This window comes from Lentzea sp. NPDC058450 (genome assembly GCF_042721395.1).
Classification (GTDB): Bacteria; Actinomycetota; Actinomycetes; order Mycobacteriales; family Pseudonocardiaceae; genus Lentzea.
In genome coordinates this window covers 165,162-182,368 of sequence record NZ_JBHXLO010000013.1, presented here as the reverse complement: position 1 = coordinate 182,368, position 17,207 = coordinate 165,162, and the positions used below count along the sequence as shown (strand labels likewise).

The following is a 17,207-nucleotide window of genomic DNA, read 5'->3' as shown; positions in this document are numbered from 1 at the left end:
TTGATGATGCTCCGTCACTACGCCGTTCAGCGCAAATAACGGGTCGAAAGCCCAGCGTAGAGTGGGATTTTGTGCCCCCTCTGACCACCTCGGCCATCACTTCGCCAGAAGTTCACACCCAGGGGCGAGGGGTCACCTACGGCGCACTCGCCTACGTCCTTTGGGGCCTGTTCCCGGCGTACTGGCCACTCCTCGTACCCGCCCAGCCGGTCGAGGTGCTCGCGCACCGGATCGTCTGGTCGTTCGTCACTCTCGCCATCGTCGTCGCAGTGCTCCGGCGCTGGCGCCCTCTCCTGGAACTATCCGGGAAAGGCTGGCTCATCGTTACCTCAGCCGCCGTCTTGATCACGGTGAACTGGGGCGTCTACATCTATGCCGTCAACAGCCATCATGTCGTCGAGGCCGCCCTCGGCTACTTCATCAACCCGTTGGTGAGCGTGGCACTGGGCATGATCTTCCTCAAGGAACGATTGCGCATCACTCAGGTCGCGGCGATCGCCGTGGCCGTGATCGCTGTGATCGTGCTCACCATCGACTACGGCAGGCTTCCGGTGATCTCACTGGTCCTGGCGTGTTCCTTCGGCGTCTACGGCCTGCTGAAGAAGAAGGTGCCGTTGGACGCGATCTCCAGCCTCACCGCGGAGAACGCCGTGATCGCGCCGATCGCGTTGGTCTACCTGCTCACACTCGGCAGCGCGAACACCTTCACCTCCGAGGGCACCGGCCACGCGCTGATGCTCATGACCACCGGCATCGTGACGGTGATCCCGTTGCTGCTGTTCGGCGCGGGCGCGCGGCTCATCCCGTTGAGCACCATGGGGATGCTCCAGTACATCGCCCCGATCCTGCAGTTCGCGTGGGGCGTGTTCGTGGTGCACGAGCCGATGCCGGCGAGCCGGTGGATCGGGTTCGGCCTGGTGTGGCTCGCCCTGGCGTTCTTCACGTTCGACGCCCTGAGGAACCGGCGCAAGCAGGCGCTCGCGCCGGTCGGCTGAACTAGCAGGGCTAGCGGGAGCGCTCCACCACGTACACGGCCAGCTCCTCCAGCGCGTCCCTCGCGGGGCACTCCGGCAGCTTGCCGAGCTCCACCCGAGCCCTGTCGACGTAGTCGCCGAGCGTCTCGCGCGACTTGTCCATGCCCGCGGACTTCCGCAGCAGGTCCAGGGCCTCGTCGACGAGGTCGTCGTCGGAGATCGGCCCCGCCAGCAGCTCGGCGAGCCGCGTCTCGGACGGGTCGGCCAGCGCGTAGAGCATCGGCAGCGTCTTCACGCCCTCGCGCAGGTCGGTGCCGGGCGTCTTGCCCGACGTGACCGACGGCGACGCGATGTCGATGACGTCGTCGGAGATCTGGAACGCCGCCCCGATCACCTCGGCGTACCGGCGCAGCGCGTCCGTCTGCTCCTCGGTGGCGTCGGAGAACATGCCGCCGAACCGGGCCGCCGTGGCGATCAGGCAGCCGGTCTTCTCCTCGATCACCTTGAGGTAGTGGGAGATGGCGTCCTCGCCGGGCTGCGGGCCGACGGTCTCGCGCATCTGGCCGGTCACCAGCAACGAGAAGGTCTCCGCGATGATCCGCGCCGCGTCCGTCCCCAGGTCGGCGGTCAGCCGGGACGCGTGGGCGAAGAGGAAGTCGCCCGTCAGGATCGCGATGCTGTTGTCCCACTTGACGTTCGCGGAGACGGCTCCGCGCCGCATGGTCGCCTCGTCCATGACGTCGTCGTGGTAGAGCGTCGCGAGGTGGGTGAGCTCGACCACAGCGGCCGCCTTGATGACCTTTTCCCGGTCCCAGTCGGCGCCGAACTGCGATGCGAGCAGTGTGAAGAGCGGGCGGATCCGCTTTCCGCCCGCCTCCACAAGGTGAAGCGAGGTTTCCGTGACCGGGGTGAACTCGCTCTGCACGACGTCGTGCAGGATGCGCTCCACCTCGGCCAGGCCGTCCTGGACTACCTCGGTGAGCACGGGGTCCACCAACGCGAACCCCGGTCCCTCATGCTCGCTACTGGTCACACCAGCAGCCTACGTACACCTAGCTGAGGAAGGTGCCGGTACCCGCCCAATCGAGCACGAACGTGGGCCACAAACCCAGCACCAAGGTCACGACGGCACCCAACGTGATCGCGATCGTGGTGAACGCGCCGGGCACGGTGACGGTCGGGCCGTCCGGAGCCGGGTCGCTGAAGTACATCAGCACGATCACCCGCAGGTAGAAGAACGCCGCGACGGCCGAGGCCACCAGGGCGATCACCACGAGCGGCGTCAGGCCGGCCTCGATCGCCGCGCTGAACACGACGAACTTGCCGATGAAGCCGGACGTCAGCGGGATGCCGGCCAGGGCCAGCAGCAGGAACGTGAAGGTGGCCGCCACGATCGGCGACCGCTTCGCGAGACCCGCCCACTGCGACAGGTGCGTCGCCTCGCCGTCCGAGTTGCGGACCAGCGACACGATGCCGAACGCGGCGATCGTGGTGAAGCCGTACGCCAGCAGGTAGAACATGGTCGCGCTCACACCGGGGGCGTCGCCCTCGGGGGTCAGCGCGATCGAGCCGATCAGCAGGAAGCCCGCGTGTGCCACCGACGAGTACGCGATCATGCGCTTCACGTCGGTCTGGGTCAGACCCAGGATCGCGCCGATCACCATCGACACGACCGCGACGGCGTAGAGCACGCCGCGCCACTCCCACTGCGTGTTCTCGAACGCGACCGTGAGCACGCGCAGGATGCCGCCGAACGCGGCGACCTTGGTGCAGGCGGCCATGAACGCCGTGATCGGCGTCGGCGCGCCCTGGTACACGTCCGGGGTCCAGGCGTGGAACGGACCGACGGCGGCCTTGAACAGCAGGCCCACCACCAGCAGGCCGAAGCCCGCGAACAGCAGCGTGTCGGAACGGTCGGTGCCGCCGGCGGCCGTCGCGATCGCCGAGAGCTTCACCGAACCGGCGTAGCCGTAGAGCAGGGCCACGCCGTAGAGGAAGAACGCGGAGGCGAACGCGCCGAGCAGGAAGTACTTCACGGCCGCTTCCTGCGAGAGCAGGCGACGGCGACGAGCCAGGCCGCACAGCAGGTACAGCGGCAGCGACAGGACTTCCAGCGCGATGAACATCGTCAGCAGGTCGTTCGAGGCGACGAACGTCATCATGCCGCCGAGCGCGAACAGCGTGAGCGGGAAGACCTCGGTCTGCATGCCGGTCTTCGTCGCCTGCGCGCGGTCCTGGATGGTGCCCGGACGGATCGCGGCCTGCGCCACGAACGCGCCACCGGGCTCCACCGAGCGGTCCGCGATCAGCAGCACCGACCCGAAGGCCAGCACCAGCAACGTGGCCCACAGGAAGAGCGACGGCGAGTCGACCGCGATCGCACCCGCCAGCGTCGCCACGCCCGTCTCCGGGCGGTCCGACGTGGCGTAGAGGATCAGCGTGCCGGTGGCGGCGACCATCGACACGAGCGTCAGCACGAGCTGCACGGCCCACCGCTGGTGCTTGGGCAGCAACGCTTCCAGCAACACGCTGATGCACGCGGCACCGAGCACGATCAGCAGCGGCGCGATGGCGCCGTAATCGATCTCCGGCGCCTCGATCGTCTGCGCCTGAGCGACGAGAAGGTTCACGTCACTTGCCTTCCTGCACGGTGACCGGGTCGGTCACGCCGACCTCGGTCAGCGTCGCCCCGACAGTCGGGGTGATGACGTCGAGCACCGGCTGCGGGTAGAACCCGAGGGCCAGCACGATGACAACGAGCGGTGCCAGAATCGCGATCTCACGCTTGTTGAGGTCGCCGATGGTGGTCTTCTTCTCCGGGTCTCCCACAGCACCCGGACCGGCGGCCGCACCCACGAGCGCGTCACCGCGCAGCGGGCCGGTCATGATCCGCTGGTAGAGCCACAGCACGTAGAGCGCCGCGAGCACCATGCCGACCGTCGCGATGATCGTGAACACCGGCTGCGTCGGGAACGAGCCGATCAGCACGAGGAACTCCGAGACGAACGAGTTCGTGCCCGGCAGCGACAGCGTGGTCAGACCGGAGATCAGCAGCATGCCGGCGAGCAGCGGCGCCACCTTGGACATGCCGCCGTAGTCGGAGATCAGCGACGAACCACCGCGCGCGATCACCATGCCGACCACGAGGATCAGCATGCCGGTCGAGATCGAGTGGTTGAGCATGTACGACACCGAGCCCACGCCCGCCTGCGACGTGAACGAGAAGATGCCGAGCGCGATGAAGCCGAAGTGGGCGATCGAGACGTAGGCGAGGAACCGCTTCATGTCCCGCTGGCCCGTGGCGAGCAGCGATCCATAAAGGACACCGGCGACCGCCAGCACGAGCACGAACGGCGCCAGGTTCTTCGACGCCTCCGGGAACATCGGCAGCAGGTAGCGCAGCATGCCGAACGTGCCGACCTTGTCCAGGATGCCGACGACGATGACCGTGACGCCGATGGGCGCCTCGGCGGCCGCGTCGGGCAGCCAGGTGTGGAACGGCACGAGCGGCGCCTTGATCGCGAACGCCAGGAAGAAGCCGAGGAACAGCCAGGTCTGCGTCGTCGAGTCGGCGTCGCTGACCACCTTCACCAGCGTCGCCCAGTCGAACGTGCCCTTGCCGAGCTCGTCCGACGCCATCGCGTAGGCGCCGATCGCGGAGGCCAGCATGATCAGGCCGCCGAGGAACGAGTACAGGAAGAACTTGACCGCCGCGTACTGCCTGCGCGCGCCGCCGTAGCCGCCGATCAGGAAGTACATCGGGATCAGCATGACTTCGAAGAGCACGTAGAACAGGAAGACGTCGGTGGCGGCGAACACCGCGACCGTCACGGCCTCCTGGATCAGGATCAGCGAGAGGTAGCCGCCCTGCGAACGACCGGCGGGCAGCTTCTCCGTCCAGCCGGCACCGATCACCAGCGGGATCAGCAGTGCGATGACCGCGATCATCACCAGCGCGATGCCGTCGATGCCGAACGAGAGCCGCACGCCGAACGCCGGGATCCAGTCCACGCCGGTGGCGAGCTGGATGCGGTCGCCGTCCGGGTCGTACGCGGCCCACAGCAGCACGGCCAGCACGAGCTCGACGAGCGAGAACGCCAGCGCGACGAACTTGGCCTTCTTGTCGTCCTTGCGCAGGAACGCCACCACCAGGGCGCCGACGAGCGGCACCACCAGCAGTGCGATCAGAACCCAGGTCACGAGAACCTCACCACCAGGAGCGCCCCGAGCACGAAGATCGAGCCCAGCAGCATGGACAGTGCGTAGGAGCGGACGAACCCGGTCTGCAGCCTGCGCAACCGGCCGGAGCTACCGCCGAGCAGCGCCGCGGTGCCGTTGACGACACCGTCGACGCCCTTCAGGTCGAGGAACACCAGCGCGCGGGTGAGCCAGGTGCCCGGCCGCGCGAACAGCGCCTCGTTCAGTGCGTTGCCGTAGAGGTCCGCACGGGCCGCGCGCACCGGGAACGACACGCGCATCGGACGTTCGACCGGCTGCTTGCCGCGGCCGAAGAGCAGGAACGCGAGACCGGCGCCGACGACCGCGAGCGCGACGGTCAGGATCCCGACCATGCCGTGCGAGATGACGCCGTGCTCTTCCTTCAGCTCGCCCAGCGAGGGCTCGAGCCACCCGGCGAGACGTCCGCCGGAGGAGAGGAACCAGCCGCCACCGATCGAGCCGACCGCCAGGACGATCATCGGAACGGTCATCGTGAGCGGGGACTCGTGCGGGTGGTATTCCTTGCCGTCCTCGGTCTTCAGCTCCTTCCAGCGGGGCTTGCCCAGGAAGACCAGGATCAGCAGGCGCGTCATGTAGAACGCGGTCAGCGCGGCACCGAGCAGAGCGACGCCACCGAAGACCCACGGCCGCCAGCCCTCACCCGTGAACGCCGCCGCGATGATGGCGTCCTTGGAGAAGTAACCCGCGAACGGCGGGATGCCGATCAGCGCGAGGTAGCCGAGCGTCCAGGTGACGAAGGTGATCGGCAGGTACTTCGCGAGCCCGCCCATCCGGCGGATGTTGCCCTCGTCGTTCATGCCGTGCATGACCGAACCGGCACCGAGGAAGAGCCCGGCCTTGAAGAAGCCGTGCGTCAGCAGGTGCATGATGCCGAGCGCGTAGCCGATCGGGCCGAGGCCCACGGCGAGGATCATGTAGCCGATCTGCGAGACCGTCGAGTACGCCAGGACCTTCTTGAAGTCGTCGTAGGCGCAACCGATGATGCAGCCGATCAGCAGCGTGACGCCACCGATGATCATGACGACCAGGCGGCCGTCCTCGCTCAGGTTGTAGAGCGGGTTCGAGCGGGCGATGAGGTACACGCCCGCGGTGACCATCGTCGCCGCGTGGATCAGGGCGGACACCGGGGTCGGGCCGGCCATCGCGTCCGGCAACCAGGCCTGGAGCGGGAACTGACCCGACTTGCCGCAGGCGCCGAGGAGCAGCAGCAGCGTGATCGCGAGGACCTCGGCCGAGGAGAACTCGCCGACGCGGCTGAAGACCTCGGTGTACTGCGTCGTCCCGAGCTTGTTGAACATCAGGAAGATCGCGATCGCGAGGCCCAGGTCACCGACGCGGTTCATCAGGAAGGCCTTCTTGGCCGCCGACGCCGCTTCCGGCTTGTACTGGTACCAGCCGATCAGCAGGTACGAGGCGAGACCGACGCCCTCCCAGCCGAAGTACAGGGTCACGAAGCCGTTGCCCAGCACCAGCAGGAGCATCGCGGACACGAAGAGGTTGAGGTAGGCGAAGAACTTCCGCCTGCCTTCCTCGTGCGCCATGTAGCCGATCGAGTAGATGTGGATCAGCGAGCCCACACCGGTGATCAGCAGCACGAACGTGAGCGACAGCGGGTCGAGCCGCAGTCCGAACTCGACGGTCAGCGCGTTGACGTCGATCCAGTTGAACAGGTGCAGGTTCTGCACCCGCTCCTCGGCGTTCGAGATGCCGACGGTCGAGAAGAACAACGCGAGCGCGTAGCCGAACGACGCCAGGAGCGTCGCGCTGCCGAGCAGGTGGCCCCACTTGTCGGCGCGCTTGCCACTGACCAACAGCACCGCCGCACCGAGAGCGGGCAGCGCGAGCAAAAGCCATGCGAAGCTCGCGACCCCGCTGGCGACAACAGGTTCCGTCACCGGTGACCCCTCAGTACTTCAGCAGGTTCGAGTCGTCGACCGAGGCCGAGCGACGCGTCCGGAAGATGGACATGATGATCGCGAGGCCGACGACGACCTCCGCCGCGGCGACGACCATCACGAAGAACGCCATCACCTGACCGTCGAGCGAACCGTTGATCCGCGCGAACGTCACGAGGCTCAGGTTGACCGCGTTGAGCATGAGCTCGACGCACATGAAGACCACGATGGCGTTGCGGCGCACCAGCACGCCGACGGCGCCGATGCTGAACAGCAGTGCCGACAGCAGCAGGTAGTAGGTGGGGGTCACGACTCACTTCCCTTGAGCGCGTGCGCGTCCGCCTCGTGGGCGGTGCCGGCCACCTCGGCGACGTCGTCCGAGAGCTTGGACTTGTCGGTCGCCTCGATGACGTCGAACAGCGACTCCTCCGCCACCGTGCCGTCGGGCAGCAGGGCGGGGGTGGCCACCGAGTTCGCGGTGGCGAAGACGCCGGGGCCGGGCAGCGAGCCGACCCGCTTGCCCTCCTGGAAGCGCTCCTCGACGAGTTCCTTCTGCGTCTTCTTGGCGGGCTTCCCGTCGCGGCCGACGAAGGCCAGGATCATCGCGCCGAGCGCGGCGGTGATCAGCAGCGCCGACGTGAGCTCGAACGCGAACAGGTAGTCCGTGAAGAGCTTCGTGCCGATGTTGACGACGTTGCCGCCGTTCGTGGTGTTCGCCTCGGCGAGACCGCGGGGCTCGACCGACGTGAGCGCACGGGCGACCGAGCCGACCATCAGGATCGCGAACCCGATGCCGAGCAACGCGGCCGCGAGTCGTTGTCCCCGGATGACCTCGACGACGGAGTCCGAACTGTCGCGGCCGACCATCATCAGCACGAACAGGAACAGCATCATGATCGCGCCGGTGTAGACGATGATCTGCACGAAGCCGAGGAACGGCGCCTGCTGGACCATGTACAGCACACCGAGGCTGAGCATCGTCACGACGAGCCACAGCGCGGAGTGCACGGCGTTGCGCGCGAAGAGCATGCCGAGCGCGCCGGCCAGAGCCAGCGGGCCCAGCACCCAGAACGAGATCGCCTCGCCGGTGGTGACGGTGTCGACCACCCGCTGGACGGGTTCCGGCTGCTGCTGCGCCAAGAACTGGACGAGAAGGCTCACTTCTGAGCCTCCTTGGCCAACTGCGGACCGTTCACGTAGTAGTCCTGCTCGTTCTCGCCGAGCCGCATCGGGTGCGGCGGCTGCTCCATGCCGGGCAGCAGCGGGGCGAGCAGGTCTTCCTTCGTGAAGATCAGGTCCTGGCGGTTGTCGTCGGCGAGCTCGTACTCGTTCGTCATCGTGAGCGAACGGGTCGGGCAGGCCTCGATGCACAGGCCGCAGCCGATGCAGCGCAGGTAGTTGATCTGGTAGTCGGCACCGAAGCGCTCACCCGGTGAGTAGCGGGCTTCCTCGGTGTTGTCGCCACCCTCGACGAAGATCGCGTCCGCGGGGCAGGCCCACGCGCACAGCTCGCAGCCGACGCACTTCTCCAGCCCGTCCGGGTGCCGGTTCAGCTGGTGACGACCGTGGAACCGCGGCGCGGTCACCTTCTTGACCTCGGGGTACTCCTCCGTCACCACCTTCTTGAACATGGTGCCGAAGGTGACGCCGAAGCCTTTCAGGGACTCGAACATCCCTACTCAGCCTCCTTACCGGTGGTGACGGCTGCCTTCTCCGAAGGGATGTTGGCGACCTTGACCTTGCGCTTGGGCGCTGACTTGGGGACCGCGAGGTCGAGCGGCGGGACGGGGAAGCCCGAACCCGCGAGCGGAACGCCCTTGGTGTCCTGGACCTTCTTGTCCGGCAGCAGGAACGAGACCAGCAGCACGAGCCCGACGACGACGCCGAGTGCGATGAGCCGCTGCGCCGTGGAGAGCTGCTGGATCGCGCCGGTGCGGATGACCGCGACGGCCATGATCCAGACGAGGCTGGTCGGGACCAGCACCTTCCAGCCCAGCTTCATGAACTGGTCGTAGCGCAGGCGGGGAAGCGTGCCGCGCAGCCAGATGAAGAGGAACAGGAAGCTCAGCGTCTTGAGGACGAACCAGAGCAGGCCCCACCAGCCGGTGTTCATGAACTCGCCGCTCCACGGGGCGTGGTATCCGCCGAGGAAGAGCGTGGTCGCGAGCGCCGAGACGGTCACCATGTTCACGTACTCGGCGAGGAAGAACAGCGCGAACTTCAGCGAGCTGTACTCCGTGTGGAAGCCACCGACGAGCTCCGACTCGGCCTCGGGGAGGTCGAACGGGGCGCGGTTGGTCTCGCCGACCATCGACACGACGTAGATCGCGAAGCTGGGGAAGAGCAGGAGGCCGAACCAGCCGGGTGCGAACCCGAGCACGGTGGTCGCCTGGGCACCCACGATGTCACCGGTCGACATCGAGCCGGTGAACATGATCACCGCGACGATCGACAGGCCCATCGCGATCTCGTAGGAGATCACCTGTGCCGCGGCGCGCAGCGAGCTCAGCAGTGGGTAGGGCGAGCCGGAGGCCCAGCCCGACAGCACGATGCCGTAGACGCCGATCGAGGAGCAGGCGAGCACCACCAGCACGCCGACCGGGAGGTCGACGAGCTGCAGCGCCGTCTGCTCGCCGAACAGGGTGACCTCGCCCGCGAGCGGGATCACCGAGAACGCGAGGAACGCGGGGATGCACGAGATCACCGGCGCGAGGAAGAAGACCCACTTGTCCGCGAGGACAGGGCGGATGTCCTCCTTGAACGCGAGCTTCAGACCGTCCGCGAGCGACTGCAGCCAGCCGCCGGGACCCACGCGGTTGGGGCCGGGACGCTGCTGCATCCGCCCCACGACCTTGCGCTCCCAGTTGATCATGAACAGAGTCATGACCACGAGGAACGCGAAGATCGCGACGACCTTGATCAGGATCAGCCAGACCGGGTCGTCCGCGAGGAGCTTGGCGGTCTCGCCGATCTCCGCTGCGTAGACGTGCTGGGTCATGAGTTCACCCCACTGACGGAGACGATCGAACCGTGGCCCGCGCCGAGCGTGCGGCGCACGGTCACGTCACCCGAGTTGGTGGGCAGCCAGATGACGCCCTCGGGCAGGTCGTCGGTCTCGACCGGGAGCGTGATCGCGCCGCGGTCGGTGGACACGGTGACCTGACCGCCGTTCGCCAGGCCGAACTGCTGTGCAGTGGCCTCGGCGACCTTCGCGACGACCGGGCGGGCCGTGCCGGCGAGGTTCGGCTCGTCGATCTGGAGCGAACCGTTGCCGATCAGGCGGTGCCAGGTGGCGAGGACGGCCTGGCCGGGACCGGCCGGGGAGACCAGCGGCGCGGCGACGTTCAGCGAGGAGCCGGTGACGGCACCCTCACCGAGCCGGGCCAGGTCGGCAGCCGAGGCGGCGGGCGTCTGCGTGAACAGGTCCGCGTCCATCTCCACCGCGAGGGTGTCGAGCACGCGGCAGTCCGGCAGCGCGCCGGTGCCTTCGAGCGTCAGCCCGAACTCGCGGCGGCGGCCCTCCCAGTTGAGGAAGCTGCCGGCCTTCTCGACCGCCGGGGCGATCGGGAGCACGACGTCGGCGTACGCGGTGACCGCGCTCGGACGCATCTCCAGGCTGACGACGAAACCGGCCCCTGCCAACGCCTTCTCCGCGAGTCGCGGGTCCGGCAGGTCGAACGGGTCGACGCCGCCGACCACCAGGCCGGACAGCTCACCGTTCGCGGCGGCCTCGAGGATGCCTGTGGTGTCACGGCCGGGGGTCGCGGGCAGCGAGCCCTCCTCGACGCCCCAGGTCCGCTCGACCTCGGTGCGCGCGGTGGCGTTGCCGACGTGGCGACCGCCGGGCAGCAGGTTCGGCGTGGCACCGACCGCGAGCGCGCCGCGCTCACCGGCACGGCGGGGAATCCACGCGACCTTGGCGCCGGTGCGCTCGGCCAGGCGGGCCACGGCGGTGAACGCGCCGGGAATCACGGCGGCACGTTCGCCGACCAGGATCACCGCGCCGGGCTTGCTCAGCAGTTCGACGACGTCGGAAGCGTGTTCCGGCAACGCGTTGATGGCGTTCGCCTCGGCACCGGGCACGCAGGCGAGCAGCGTGCCGAAGGTCTTCTCCACGGCCGGGGTGGTGAACTGGCCGAGGTGGAAGACCTTGGTCTTGCCGGTGCGCGCGGCCTTGCGCAGGCGCAGGAAGACGATCGGCGCTTCTTCCTCCGGCTCGAACGCGACCAGCAGCGCGGCCGGCGCGGCTTCGATGCCCTGGAAGGTGACGCCGTTGTCCGGGTTCGTGAACACCGTGGTGCCGGACAGGAACTCCAGCTCCTCGGCGCTGTGCGGCCGGGCGCGGAAGTCGATGTCGTTGGTGTGCAACGCGATCCGGGCGAACTTCGAGTACGCGTAGGCGTCCTCGACGGTCAGCCGGCCACCGGGCAGCACGCCGACGCCGTTCGCGTCCCGTGCCGCCAGCAGACCGGCGGACGCGACCTGCAGCGCCTCGGTCCACGACGCCTCGCGCAGCTCGCCGCTCTCCGCGTCCCGGACGAGCGGCCGCTTGATGCGGTCGCCGGTCGTGGCGTAGCGGAAGGCGAACCGGCCCTTGTCGCAGATCCACTCCTCGTTGACCTGCGGGTCGTCGCCGGCGAGCTTGCGCTGCACCTTGCCCCGCCGGTAGTCGGTGCGCTCGGCGCAGCCGGAGGAGCAGTGCTCGCAGACGCTCGGCGTCGACACGAGGTCGAACGGCCGGGCGCGGAAGCGGTAGGCCGCGCTCGTGAGGGCACCGACCGGGCAGATCTGGATGGTGTTGCCGGAGAAGTAGCTCTGGAAGGGCTTCTCCTCGGCGATGCCGATCTGCTGGTGCGCACCGCGCTCGAGGAGCTCGATGAACGGGTCGCCGGCGATCTGCGCGGAGAACCGCGTGCAGCGCTGGCAGAGCACGCAGCGTTCGCGGTCGAGCAGCACCTGCGTGGAGATGTTGATCGGCTTCGGGAACGTCCGCTTGTGCTCGTGGAAGCGGGAGTCGCTGCGGCCGTGGGCGATCGCCTGGTTCTGCAGCGGGCACTCACCGCCCTTGTCGCAGATCGGGCAGTCCAGCGGGTGGTTGATGAGCAGCAGCTCCATCACACCCTGCTGGGCCTTGTCCGCGACCGGCGAGGTCAGCTGGGTCTTCACGACCATGCCGTCCGCGACCGTCATCGTGCAGGAGGCCTGCGGCTTCGGCATCGGCCGGCCGCCCATCTCGACCTCGACGAGGCACTGGCGGCAGGCGCCCGCGGGCTCCAGCAGCGGGTGGTCGCAGAAGCGCGGGATGACCGTGCCGAGACGCTCGGCCGTGCGGATCAGCAGCTCGCCCTTGGGCGCGACAACGGTTTCGCCGTCGATGACGAGCTTGACGTGACCCTCGGGCACCACGATCTCGTCGGTGCTGTTCTTGTCAGGGGCGATGGTCATGCGTTCGCTCCAGCCAGGACCTTGGAGTTCTGGTCGCAGAGGGCCAGGAACTCGTCCTTGAAGTACTTGATGCCGCTGGTGATCGGGCTGACGGCACCGTCACCCAGCGCGCAGAAGGAACGGCCGAGGATGTTGTCGCAGACGTCGAGCAACGTGTCGATGTCGCTCGCCGTGCCGTTGCCGGCGACCATCCGCTGCAGGATCTGCACGAGCCAGTACGTGCCCTCGCGGCACGGCGTGCACTTGCCGCACGACTCGTGCTTGTAGAACTCCGTCCACTTCATGACGGCCCACGGCACGGACACGGTCTCGTTGAAGATCTGCAGGGCGGTGGTGCCCAGCATCGAACCGGCCTCGGCGGCACCCTCGAAGTCCAGCGGCACGTCGAGGTGCTCCGCGGTGAACAGCGGGGTGGACGAGCCACCCGGCGTCCAGAACTTGATCGGGATGCCGTCCTTCATGCCACCGGCCATCTCCAGCAGCTGCCGGAGCGTGGTGCCCATCGGCGCCTCGTACTGGCCGGGGCGCTCGACGTGACCGGACAGCGAGTAGATCTTCGGACCGGGCGACCGGTCGCGACCCATCTCGCGGAACCAGTCCGCGCCACCGTTGACGATGAAGGGAACCGAAGCGATGGTCTCGACGTTGTTCACGACAGTGGGCGACGCGTAGAGGCCCGAGGTCGCGGGGAACGGCGGCTTAAGTCGCGGCTGGCCGCGGCGGCCCTCCAGCGAGTCGAGCAGCGCGGTCTCCTCACCGCAGATGTACGCGCCGGCGCCGGCGTGGATCACGACGTCCAGGTCGAACCCGCTGCCGAGGATGTCCTTGCCGAGGTAGCCCTTGGCGTACGCCTCGCGCACCGCCGCGTTGAGGCGGCGGATGCAGTGCAGGACCTCGCCGCGGACGTAGATCGCCGCGAAGTTCGCGCGGATCGCGTACGACGTGATGATCACGCCCTCGATCAGCGAGTGCGGGTCCGCCATCATCGTGGGGATGTCCTTGCAGGTGCCCGGCTCGCCCTCGTCGGCGTTGATGACGAGGTAGTGCGGCTTGCCGTCGCCCTGCGGGATGAAGCCCCACTTCATGCCGGTGGGGAACCCCGCGCCGCCGCGGCCGCGCAGCCCGGAGTCCTTGCACTGCTGGATGAGCTGGTCCGGGTGGGCCTTGAGCGCCTTGGGCAGGGCGGTGTAGCCACCGGTGCGCTCGTAGGTCTCGATCGTCCAGGACCTGGGCTCGGTCCAGCGCTTGGTGAGAACGGGAGTCAGCGGGTCAACCATGTTCGTCCCTACTTCTTTTCCGGCAGGGCGGGGAACTCGGCGTTGGACGGCATCGCGGGCGCGTCCCAGCCTCGGTCCTTGGCGATCTGCGCACCGGCGAGCGTCTCCGGCGCCGCCGACGGGCCGTCGAGGTCGGCGTCGCGACCCTCGAAGAACCCGGCGAGCTGGAGCTCGGCCTGCTTGAAGTCGGTGAGCGGGGCACCGCGGGTGGGGGCGGGCTTCTCCCCCGACTGCAGCGCCTTCACGAGGCCCAGCGCCTTCTCGGGCGTCTGGTTGTCGTAGAACTCGTAGTTCACCTGGAGAACGGGGCCGAGGTCGCACGCGGCGAGGCACTCGGCGTGCTCCAGGGTGATCGAGCCCGGCGCGCCCGGCTCGCCCGCGGTCTCCTCGTGGCCCACGCCGAGGTGGTCCTTGAGGGACTTGTAGATCGCGTCGCCGCCGAGCGCCGCGCAGAGCGTGTTGGTGCACACGCTGACCAGGTGCTCACCGCACGGGCGGCGCTTGTACATCGTGTAGAACGTCGCGACCGCGCTGACCTCGGCCTCGGTCAGGTCGAGCTGCCCGGCGCAGAACCGGATGCCCTCCTGGGAGACGAAGCCCTCCACCGACTGCACGAGGTGCAGCATCGGCAGCAGCGCACTGCGGGACTGCGGGTAGCGGGCGATGATCGCCTGCGCGCGGTCCACAGTGGACTGGTCGAACGTGGTGTTCTCAGCTGCCTGAGTCATCGGTCGCAACCACCCATCACCGGGTCGATCGAGGCGACGGACGCGATCACGTCGGCGACCATGCCGCCCTCGCACATCGCGGGCATCGACTGGAGGTTCACGAAGCTCGGTTCGCGCAGGTGCACGCGCATCGGCCTGGTGCCGCCGTCGGAGACGACGTGGTAGCCGAGCTCGCCGCGCGGCGACTCGACCGGCACGTAGACCTGGCCGGCCGGCACCTTGAAGCCCTCGGTCACCAGCTTGAAGTGGTGGATCAGGGACTCCATGGACTGGCCCATGATCTTGCGGACGTGCTCGAGCGAGTTGCCCATGCCGTCGCTGCCGATCGTGAGCTGCGCGGGCCACGCGATCTTCGCGTCCTCGACCATCACCGGACCGGTCGGCAGGCTCTTCACGACCTGCTTGATGATCTTCAGCGACTGGTGCATCTCCTCGAGGCGCAGCAGGTACCGCCCGAAGCAGTCCGCCGCGTTCGAGGTGGGAACGTCGAAGTTGTAGTTCTCGTAGCCGCTGTACGGCTCGACCTTGCGCAGGTCCCAGCCGAGGCCGGCCGAGCGCAGGATCGGGCCGGTGATGCCGAGCGCGAGGCACGCGTCGACGGGCAGGTAGCCCACGCCCGCGAGGCGGTTGCGCCAGATCGGCTGACCGGTGAGCAGCTTGTCGTAGTCCGGGAGCCGCTTCTCCATGATCTTGACGAACGAGGTGATCTTCTCGACCGCGTCCGTCGGGAGGTCCTGCGCGAGGCCGCCGGGACGGATGAACGCGTGGTTCATCCGCAGACCGGTGAGGTGCTCCAGCAGGTGCAGCGCTTCCTCGCGCTCGCGGAAGCCGGAGGTCATGCCGGTGAGGGCACCGAGCTCCATGCCGCCGGTGGCGAGGGCGACGAGGTGCGAGCTGATCCGGTTGAGCTCCATGAGGAGCACGCGGATCGCCTGCGCCTTGTCCGGCACCGTGACGCCGAGCAGCTTCTCGACGCTCATGCAGTACGCCGCCTCGTGGTGCAGCGGCGCGAGGTAGTCGGTGCGCGTGACGAAGGTGACGCCCTGGACCCAGTTCCGGTACTCGATGTTCTTCTCGATGCCGGTGTGCAGGTAGCCGATGACGCTGCGGGCGTGCGTGACCGTCTCGCCCTCGAGCTCCAGCACGAGGCGGAGCACGCCGTGCGTCGACGGGTGCTGCGGGCCGAGGTTCATGACGATGCGCTCGTCGTGGACCGCGTCCGCGAGCACCTCGTCCCAGTCGCCACCGGTGACCGTGTAGACGGTTCCCTCGGTGGTGCGGCGCGACTCCGCGATCTCGGTGTCGGCTGCCGCTGAGCTGGTGTCGGTTCCGGTCGTTACGTCGGAAAGCCGCTCGGTCATGAGTACGACCGCCTCTGGTCCGGCGGAGGAATCTCCGCGCCCTTGTACTCGACCGGAATGCCGCCCAGCGGGTAGTCCTTGCGCTGCGGGTGGCCGTCCCAGTCGTCCGGCATGAGGATGCGGGTCAGTCCGGGGTGACCGTCGTAGATGATCCCGAACATGTCCCAGGTCTCGCGCTCCTGCCAGTCCGAGGTCGGGTAGACCTCGACGAGGCTCGGCACGTGCGGGTGCTCGACGTCGACCGCGACCTCCAGCCGGATGCGGCGGCGGTACGTCATCGACGTGAGGTGGGTGACCGAGTGCAGGCGCTGCGGCACGTCGGCGCCGTAGTCCACACCGGACACCGAGCTGCACAGCTCGAAGCGCAGCGACGGGGTGTCGCGGCAGATGCGCGCCACCTCCAGCAGCGTCTCCGGCCGGAGGTAGAAGGTGATCTCGCCGCGGTCGACCGTGACCTGCTGCACCGTGTCGGCGGGCAGACCCTTCTCGCTGATCGAGGCGAACAGCTCGTCCGCGACCTCGTCGAACCAGCCGCCGTACGGGCGCTCGGCGGGCGCGGAGACGTGGGCGGGCAGGCGCAGGCCGCCGAAGCCCGACGTGTCACCGGAGCCGGAGACGCCGAAGAGGCCCTTGCGCTCCTTGCCCGCGACGATCGGCGCCTTTGCCTCGGCGCCGTTGGTTTCGAGGCCCTCGACAGCGCGCTGGGCGCTGGAGTGCTCTCCCCCTGGCTCGGTCACTTCTTCCTCGCAAAACGCTCGGAGGACGGGATGAGATCGGTGCGGTAGCCCGAGTCGGCGAGTGCCTTGGCGCGCACGGCGTTCAGCGGCTCGTCCATGATCTTGGCGTGGATCTTGAGGATCGCGTCGATGAGCATTTCCGGCCTGGGCGGGCAGCCCGGCAGGTACATGTCGACCGGCACGACGTGGTCAACGCCCTGCACCACCGCGTAGTTGTTGAACATGCCGCCACTGCTGGCGCACACGCCCATGGCCAGCACCCAGCGCGGCTCGGGCATCTGGTCGTAGATCTGCCGCAGCACCGGCGCCATCTTGTTGGTGACGCGACCGGCCACGATCATCAGGTCCGCCTGGCGCGGTGAGGCCCGGAAGACCTCCATGCCGAAGCGGGCCAGGTCGTACCGCGGCGCGCCGGTCGTCATCATCTCGATGGCGCAGCAGGCCAGGCCGAAGGTGGCAGGCCAGAGCGAGGACTTGCGGGTCCAGTTGACCAGCTTCTCGACGCTGACCAGCAGGACGCCGTTCGGGAGCTTCTCCTCGAGACCCATGAC

The 17,207-nt window shown here is 68.2% G+C and carries 15 protein-coding genes; 1 reads left to right on the top strand and 14 read right to left on the bottom strand.

The genetic code is table 11. The features are described 5' to 3' along the window. The first annotated feature begins 71 nt into the window (after positions 1–71). The gene (gene rarD, locus ACFWNN_RS21765; protein ID WP_382441732.1) at positions 72–995 is read left to right on the top strand and encodes an EamA family transporter RarD; all 924 of its coding nucleotides are present in this window, start codon (positions 72–74) and stop codon (positions 993–995) included. 10 nt (positions 996–1,005) lie between these two features. On the opposite strand, the gene ACFWNN_RS21760 is transcribed toward rarD, so the two are convergent. From ACFWNN_RS21760 to ACFWNN_RS21695, 14 genes are read right to left on the bottom strand one after another with little or no spacing between them, the layout of a single operon-like run. Further along, positions 1,006–1,971, bottom strand: a complete 966-nt coding sequence (locus tag ACFWNN_RS21760; RefSeq protein ID WP_382441790.1) for a polyprenyl synthetase family protein — start codon at positions 1,969–1,971, stop codon at positions 1,006–1,008. A gap of 55 nt (positions 1,972–2,026) precedes the next feature. Next, a complete protein-coding gene (nuoN, locus tag ACFWNN_RS21755; RefSeq protein WP_382441731.1) occupies positions 2,027–3,604 on the bottom strand; it encodes an NADH-quinone oxidoreductase subunit NuoN in 1,578 nt (525 codons plus the stop codon). A gap of 1 nt (position 3,605) precedes the next feature. Continuing rightward, entirely contained in the window at positions 3,606–5,174 is a 1,569-nt protein-coding gene (locus ACFWNN_RS21750) for an NADH-quinone oxidoreductase subunit M (protein WP_382441730.1), read from the bottom strand. Continuing rightward, positions 5,171–7,108 carry an NADH-quinone oxidoreductase subunit L gene (gene nuoL / locus ACFWNN_RS21745; protein WP_382441729.1) on the bottom strand — a complete coding sequence of 646 codons (1,938 nt, stop codon included), beginning with the start codon at positions 7,106–7,108 and terminating at the stop codon, positions 5,171–5,173. The genes ACFWNN_RS21750 and nuoL overlap by 4 nt, the downstream gene beginning before the upstream one ends. Positions 7,109–7,118: 10 nt before the next feature. Next, positions 7,119–7,418 carry an NADH-quinone oxidoreductase subunit NuoK gene (nuoK, locus tag ACFWNN_RS21740; protein ID WP_030473209.1) on the bottom strand — a complete coding sequence of 100 codons (300 nt, stop codon included), beginning with the start codon at positions 7,416–7,418 and terminating at the stop codon, positions 7,119–7,121. Next, on the bottom strand, positions 7,415–8,269 hold the full coding sequence (locus ACFWNN_RS21735; protein WP_382441728.1) for an NADH-quinone oxidoreductase subunit J: 855 nt from the start codon (positions 8,267–8,269) through the stop codon (positions 7,415–7,417). The genes nuoK and ACFWNN_RS21735 overlap by 4 nt, the downstream gene beginning before the upstream one ends. Beyond that, positions 8,266–8,781 (bottom strand): NADH-quinone oxidoreductase subunit NuoI, encoded by a 516-nt coding sequence (nuoI, locus tag ACFWNN_RS21730; protein ID WP_382441727.1) that lies wholly within the window; start codon positions 8,779–8,781, stop codon positions 8,266–8,268. Before nuoI ends, ACFWNN_RS21735 begins: the two co-directional genes overlap by 4 nt. Positions 8,782–8,783: 2 nt before the next feature. Further along, positions 8,784–10,079, bottom strand: coding sequence for an NADH-quinone oxidoreductase subunit NuoH (gene nuoH / locus ACFWNN_RS21725; protein WP_382441789.1), 1,296 nt, complete (start codon positions 10,077–10,079; stop codon positions 8,784–8,786). Between the two features lie 23 nt (positions 10,080–10,102). After that, complete coding sequence (locus ACFWNN_RS21720; protein ID WP_382441726.1) at positions 10,103–12,553, bottom strand: NADH-quinone oxidoreductase subunit G; 2,451 nt, start codon at positions 12,551–12,553, stop codon at positions 10,103–10,105. Next, positions 12,550–13,830 (bottom strand): NADH-quinone oxidoreductase subunit NuoF, encoded by a 1,281-nt coding sequence (gene nuoF, locus ACFWNN_RS21715; RefSeq protein ID WP_382441725.1) that lies wholly within the window; start codon positions 13,828–13,830, stop codon positions 12,550–12,552. Before nuoF ends, ACFWNN_RS21720 begins: the two co-directional genes overlap by 4 nt. 8 nt (positions 13,831–13,838) lie before the next feature. Continuing rightward, a complete protein-coding gene (nuoE, locus tag ACFWNN_RS21710; protein WP_382441724.1) occupies positions 13,839–14,558 on the bottom strand; it encodes an NADH-quinone oxidoreductase subunit NuoE in 720 nt (239 codons plus the stop codon). Next, entirely contained in the window at positions 14,555–15,919 is a 1,365-nt protein-coding gene (locus ACFWNN_RS21705) for an NADH-quinone oxidoreductase subunit D (RefSeq protein WP_382441723.1), read from the bottom strand. The genes nuoE and ACFWNN_RS21705 overlap by 4 nt, the downstream gene beginning before the upstream one ends. Then, on the bottom strand, positions 15,916–16,656 hold the full coding sequence (locus ACFWNN_RS21700) for an NADH-quinone oxidoreductase subunit C (protein ID WP_382441722.1): 741 nt from the start codon (positions 16,654–16,656) through the stop codon (positions 15,916–15,918). Before ACFWNN_RS21700 ends, ACFWNN_RS21705 begins: the two co-directional genes overlap by 4 nt. Then, positions 16,653–17,204 carry a NuoB/complex I 20 kDa subunit family protein gene (locus ACFWNN_RS21695; RefSeq protein WP_382441721.1) on the bottom strand — a complete coding sequence of 184 codons (552 nt, stop codon included), beginning with the start codon at positions 17,202–17,204 and terminating at the stop codon, positions 16,653–16,655. The genes ACFWNN_RS21700 and ACFWNN_RS21695 overlap by 4 nt, the downstream gene beginning before the upstream one ends. Positions 17,205–17,207 lie beyond the last annotated feature (3 nt).

Excerpts from the sequence above, each read along its gene's own strand:
- nuoF (WP_382441725.1), bottom strand. The coding sequence starts at position 13,830 with ATGGTTGACCCGCTGACTCCCGTTCTCACCAAGCGCTGGACCGAGCCC.
- ACFWNN_RS21695 (WP_382441721.1), bottom strand. The coding sequence starts at position 17,204 with ATGGGTCTCGAGGAGAAGCTCCCGAACGGCGTCCTGCTGGTCAGCGTC.
- ACFWNN_RS21705 (WP_382441723.1), bottom strand. The coding sequence starts at position 15,919 with ATGACCGAGCGGCTTTCCGACGTAACGACCGGAACCGACACCAGCTCA.
- nuoI (WP_382441727.1), bottom strand. The coding sequence starts at position 8,781 with ATGTTCGAGTCCCTGAAAGGCTTCGGCGTCACCTTCGGCACCATGTTC.
- ACFWNN_RS21720 (WP_382441726.1), bottom strand. The coding sequence starts at position 12,553 with ATGACCATCGCCCCTGACAAGAACAGCACCGACGAGATCGTGGTGCCC.
- nuoE (WP_382441724.1), bottom strand. The coding sequence starts at position 14,558 with ATGACTCAGGCAGCTGAGAACACCACGTTCGACCAGTCCACTGTGGAC.